The organism is Neolewinella lacunae, from assembly GCF_014349155.1.
Taxonomy (GTDB): domain Bacteria; phylum Bacteroidota; class Bacteroidia; order Chitinophagales; family Saprospiraceae; genus Neolewinella; species Neolewinella lacunae.
Genome location: NZ_JACSIT010000107.1, coordinates 1 through 5,557 on the forward strand (window position 1 = coordinate 1; position 5,557 = coordinate 5,557).

General features: G+C 41.5%; 5 protein-coding genes. 3 read left to right on the top strand and 2 right to left on the bottom strand.

The features are described 5' to 3' along the window. A partial coding sequence (locus H9S92_RS12005; protein ID WP_222936065.1) for a transposase occupies positions 1-941 on the top strand: 941 nt, incomplete at its 5' end. Between the two features lie 72 nt (positions 942-1,013). Further along, positions 1,014-1,559: a PDDEXK family nuclease gene (locus H9S92_RS12010; RefSeq protein ID WP_187466963.1), complete on the top strand. Its 546-nt coding sequence runs from the start codon at positions 1,014-1,016 to the stop codon at positions 1,557-1,559. A 308-nt stretch (positions 1,560-1,867) separates the two neighbouring features. Here H9S92_RS12010 and H9S92_RS12015 read toward each other — a convergent pair whose 3' ends face one another. Together H9S92_RS12015 and H9S92_RS12020 are read right to left on the bottom strand one after the other, a co-directional pair. Continuing rightward, positions 1,868-2,089: a hypothetical protein gene (locus H9S92_RS12015; protein WP_187466964.1), complete on the bottom strand. Its 222-nt coding sequence runs from the start codon at positions 2,087-2,089 to the stop codon at positions 1,868-1,870. A 281-nt stretch (positions 2,090-2,370) separates the two neighbouring features. Next, complete coding sequence (locus tag H9S92_RS12020; protein ID WP_187466965.1) at positions 2,371-3,414, bottom strand: hypothetical protein; 1,044 nt, start codon at positions 3,412-3,414, stop codon at positions 2,371-2,373. Positions 3,415-4,305: 891 nt separating this feature from the next. Between H9S92_RS12020 and H9S92_RS12025 the strand changes: the two genes are divergently transcribed. Next, positions 4,306-4,527: a hypothetical protein gene (locus H9S92_RS12025; RefSeq protein ID WP_187466966.1), complete on the top strand. Its 222-nt coding sequence runs from the start codon at positions 4,306-4,308 to the stop codon at positions 4,525-4,527. Positions 4,528-5,557 lie beyond the last annotated feature (1,030 nt).

A 5,557-nucleotide genomic window follows, 5' to 3' on the forward strand; every position in this document is an offset into this window, starting at 1 on the left:
GTGGTAAGTATACTGACGGAGTGGACTATTACTACAGCGGTAGCGACGGAAAACCCAAGTGGGGTATGGAGGCCAGCGGACTAGCTGCCGTCGACTTACAAAACAAGGCAGCTTTGCATTTAGACATGGTACAAACCGTTGACCGTCACGAAAGCGAGACACTATTGGAGTATTATGGTTCGACTATCATTGCCCGAAAAGACCGCTTGCAGTCAATATCAAAATACATAGCGGTAGATGCCTATTTTTCTCGACAACCTTTTGTAGATCAAATGGTTATGAACGGTTTCGATGTGATTACTCGTTTAAGAAAAGACGCTAAAATCCGTTATCTTTATCGCGGCCCACGAGAAAAGCGACGGGGGAAACCACGGCAGTTTGACGGCTACGTAGCTGTTCGCAACCTCAGAGAGGATGTCTTTACGCCTTGTGCTATCGACGAAGATAGAAAATGGATTGCGTACGAGGCAATTGTAAATGTAGAAGCGCTTAAATGTCAAGTCGTATTGGTCGTTGTCCATGATCTAGACAGTGAAGGCCAGGTAAATGGCCATCGACTTTATATGTCAACTGACACCAATCTCAACGGTGGTGAAGTTCTTCATGCTTACCAATGTCGATTTCAACAAGAATTTCTATTTCGCGACGCGAAGCAAGAACTGGGCTTGGAGCACTGCCAAGCCTACTCTTGGCAGAAAAACGATTTCCACTTCAATGTGGCGATGACTGTTGGCTCGCTAGCCAAAGCAGCTTACCATTTACAAGTCCCGGGGCAACCTGTTAGGGCTTTCTCTATCGCCGATGTAAAACAACGTCACATGAATGAATTCCAAGCACAACGAATATTATCCTTGTGTCGACTGGACCTTGATGAGGACTTAATTCGAAATCTCCAGCAACACTTCAGTAATTTCGGGCTTCGCAACTTCCAAAGGGCATGAAAACCTCTACAGACCATTGTATTAAAGGAATGGCAGTTTATCGAATCGCGAGAATTTTACAAGATCTCTAAAATGCGTATTGAAACCATAGAGCAATTTGAAATACATATTGAAAACAATGCAAGGGAGGTACCCGAAATGCATCAATTCTTTAAAACTTTTCCCTGGATTCTAGACCCTCGAATTATGAATTTCCAAGACGAAGTGACATTTTCAAAATTATTAAGAAAGAATTTTAGTGAAATCGAGGAAGAAGAATCAAACCGTAGAATCGATTTTCTTTGCCAAAATTTCGCTGATAGTTTTTTTATTATTGAGCTTAAGAGGCCTCAATCCGTTGTTGGCGAAAAAGAGCTTCATCAGGCTATAAATTACGTGTCTTTTATTGAAGACCGACTGAGTAATGAGTTTGGGAAAAACATTCATTGTTATTTAGTCTGTGGTAAGTTATCAACTGACAGAAAAGTACGAATGATTGCTGATTCATACAGGAGCAGTGGAACTGTATATGTAAAGACTTACACGGACCTTTTGGAAAATGCGAAGCAATATCACATTGAATTTATTAAAAAATTTGATGAAATAGCTCAAAGCCTGAAAAACAACGAAGAGGAGTAACTCCGTAACGATCTATTGTTGATAATAATCTGATAGGTTAGCGAACCTAATTTATCACGTCGTTTACTATACAAAAAAATTATAAAATTAAAGTGTTGCAATTAAAAAGCGCTTTGTGTTTTTAGGCTATAAGAATGATCCATAAAACAGGAGGATAGAGTCGTCGCCCGCTGACTACGGCAGATATGACGGTTTGCTGACAGCTAATATATAATTACAGTAAGTAGCCTACACCACAATCCTGACTCGTGTGAAAAAGTAGATTCAGCTTGAAAGATTTTCATAACATACATTATCACATAATGTATTTACAACTCATCTCTCGTCAGCCCTGCATCCACAAATCGGATTCGGGCCTTTTCTTGTTCCGTCGCATCAAAAACGCGTCCGTTCGGTTCTGGGAGTTTTACATATATCTGCTCCGCTTGATCTAGCTTGGCTCCAAGATCTGTTCCCTCTGGGAATTCATAGAACCACTCCTCGCCAATGATGAGAGCAGCAATTTGACCATTGTGACGTACTTCGCGCATAGTAGTTTTTTCGGGGAACGTTACCCGATCTATAAAAGTTGCAGAAGCTAAAATTTAGCCACCTTATGATAATATTCATGCTAAGTAAGCTTGGTTTTTAATCTTACTGCACCTCCCAAACACCGATCTTTCCTGCCTCAAAAACTACCCACTCCTACTTCTCCTGCCTTGCGCCTGTGCTCAAGCGCAAGGCCTAGAAGGTAACCTTTTGGCTGCTGAACAAAAAAGGAACGGATTAGATATGTATCCCCGCCCTTCTCTTTGCTTGTCAAAGTAACGGATTACCTACGCCAGAAACGATACTTGGCTGTTTCTCTAGCAACCCTATCCAAAATAGTGTTTGCAACGACCTCTAGTCTTTCATCCCCATACCGGATTCCCAAAGGCATATCTAGCGATTGATCCGATAATGTGGCCAAGAAGTGGCCAATTATCCGTCTTGAAGGCTCCTGCTTAAATCTAGATACATATTTTTCTCTAAAGTAGACAACTAATATATCTAAAAATTCCTTAAACCCAGAGAAAAGAAAGCTTTGGCGTTGCTTGTTACTAAATATTTTAAATAAGAATATTTCTTCATGGATATTCAAAAAATGTTCAAAATCAGAAAGATCATACAAGTCATTGAAATCGGCAAGAACTACGTCTGGCTCTTTTTCAAAGAACTGAACAACAAAGTCATTCATTAGAATGATTCGATGGATGTCGTATACGACGAATCCTACCTGATTCTCCGTGTAAGCAGTTTGCCCTCCTGTGGTTTGCAAATAGGTGACTAAAAGAGGGTATTTAGTAAATTGAGTGACATCCGCATCTTGAAAATTTAAGATAAGGTATTTTAAGTCATCGAGAACACCACTTGAGACGTTGAAGGCCTTATCGCAGAGCGCACTACGCAGAACTTGTAATAAAAAGAATGCTCGAGAGATGCGTACGTCCTCAACTCCAATTTCTGATATTCCTGTCAAGTCCGCACCTCGGAATTTAGGGAGGGTAGTCTCAATGAACGGCCGCTCTATTTCACCAAAGTGAACTTCACAAGATGGACAAAAATGGTTATCAACCGAGAATGCAGTTTCTGCAACTGCGTGGGCTATCTCTTCATCAGTTGGCTGACGACCAAGTACCTCCTCTAACTTCGCAATATTTGTTGCTTGCTGGAACCCGAACCTTGCTCCGGCCTTCTGAGTTGAGAATTGCCAGAATAAGCCTGTATCCCTTATATTTTTCCCATCAACATTGAGTGCTGACCGGATGATAGAGTCAGTTAGGTAGTGAGTATTTGACCTGGTAGCTTCATTAATTCCACATAAAAGGCATTTCATAGTGCTTGATTTCAAACGAAAACAGCCGAGCCACTTTTAAAGTTCCTTACTTGCCGTATCGGTGAATACAATGAGCTAAACTCTTCCAGAACAGCGAAGGGGTTAGCCATGTGGCCGCCCCTTAAAGGTGATGAATGAAACACTATAACACAGTGTGCTACAAAATAGAGGAGGAGAGCTGGTGCCCTCCCCTCTCAAAGGTTAAGTTTTCAAGACCTCAATCAAATTCTCTAAGTATGGTTCAAGCCGGTCAAAGATTTCTAGAGCAAGAGTGATCCACTGGATCCAACGCTCTTCTTTTCGATGTGGATTAAAATCCTTTTGGGGAGGATTTGTATTGACTGTGTCTTCTGGAGTCTTGGAGGACTCCAGTTTTTTGCAAGAATTGGGTTTTGACAGATGGCGCATAGCAAATCTATTGCTGCGCTGATGTCTATGTAGACATTTCCTGATTGAGTACAGGGATAAGTCTAAGAGTTCAGATTTCTCGGCTCCCCACATAGCATCAGGCAAGTGATACATGTGGTTTCCGACAGGATGGGGCTAACCAACCTGACCATATAAAAACTACCGTTGTAGTTCTATCAAAGGACTATGGTGGACCTTCTCTATGATTTGTTTCGGCGAAGGAGTAGAGCGCCTCCGACCTCATTATATGATATTCATTACATCTTTTTTGGTTGACTGCAAGATAGAGTTAGCTAAAGATCGATGAAGAGTTGAATCGACCAAAACGTAATTTTTATCTACGAAAATAAACAAAATGGCTTATAGTGTTCAGCTCTCACCCCGCCCCTACCCTGCCCCGGGGCCACTTCAACACCGTTCAGGCAAGCAACAAGTGGGTACCTGGTGGGATGTTAACATCGTTGGTAGGGTAGTCAATAGCCGGTGCAGCCGAACCGGAAATGTCTGGCTGAACCTCGACAAAAAGTTCCCAAACCAGCTTTTTCTGTCTTCATCAGAAAGAGGGAACTGATCAACTTCTCCAGCGATCCTCAGGCCGAATTCGATGGCCAACTCATCGCCGTCAAAGGCAAAGTCCAGGACTTCAACGGAACACCAACGATCAACCTGGCGCGCGAAGAGCGGATTGATCTTTATGGGAACTAGTGGTCAGAAACCTCCCAGGAAAGCCATTGGTGAGTTTGTTTCAAAAAGAGGGATGCGCCAGCCTCTTTTACGATAGGGCTTCGATAATCTCTTTTATTGCAATCAAGATTTCAGGGGCGAGTTTGACGTAGCTGATTACCCATATCAGTAGGACATGAGAAAAGATTTTAAGTATAGTCAAAATTATTACAGGCTAAGATTTACAACTTTCGATATATCCTTTCTTATAAATGGTTTGGCAATTGCATGCTTTTTTCTTGTTCATTGTTAAATATTTATAATAGGGATCAATTCCACCCTAAATATGTAAACAAATTTATATATATAAAAGTTTAATATTTTTGATTTTTTTCATTATCATTCTTTTTGTATTCTAGCTATCAGAGTGCATACCAAAATTGGAGCTAAACACTATCAGCTTTGTCTGTTCAGAAACAGCGAAGGGGCGGCCAGGTGGCTGCCTCTTCGAGGTCTTGGGTGTGAATTCGGATAGCTCCCTAATTCGACATCAATTTCGCTTGAAAATCCAAAAAAGAGCCATGCCAAGCAAACCACAACCTAGGACTGTGATCACAAACTCTGGACCAAGAAGATTTACCTTCCCCTCGAATTGAACTAACAGGATAAGGTAGATTGTAAAACCAACTATAAGGCCAAGGACGAATGCTTTGGGGTAAGAAAGTCGTGTTCCTTTTGAAGGATGTGTTTCATTCATAATGGGTTAGTAATTTCTTTTCGTAAAGGTATAAAAATTGTTTGAACACTATTGACTAAAGCGTTCAGAAATAGCGAAGGGGTTTGGTATAAGAAGAAATCAACATGGTGCTTGCTTTCACACAAGGTAGTCCGAAAAATTCATAGTTGCAACACGTTAATGAAAATTTAACACTTGCTGCATGACTTGTTATTGAGCCAGTTCACATCCCCAAAATGGTGGGAGTGTTCAATAACCTGTGTCTAGGTTAGATAATAGTAAAGCGAAGCTTTACAGCCCGCAGGGCGCGCAGCGTCCCCGGCTCCTGAGGCCGTA

Excerpts from the sequence above, each read along its gene's own strand:
- H9S92_RS12010 (WP_187466963.1), top strand. The coding sequence starts at position 1,014 with ATGCGTATTGAAACCATAGAGCAATTTGAAATACATATTGAAAACAAT.
- H9S92_RS12020 (WP_187466965.1), bottom strand. The coding sequence starts at position 3,414 with ATGAAATGCCTTTTATGTGGAATTAATGAAGCTACCAGGTCAAATACT.
- H9S92_RS12015 (WP_187466964.1), bottom strand. The coding sequence starts at position 2,089 with ATGCGCGAAGTACGTCACAATGGTCAAATTGCTGCTCTCATCATTGGC.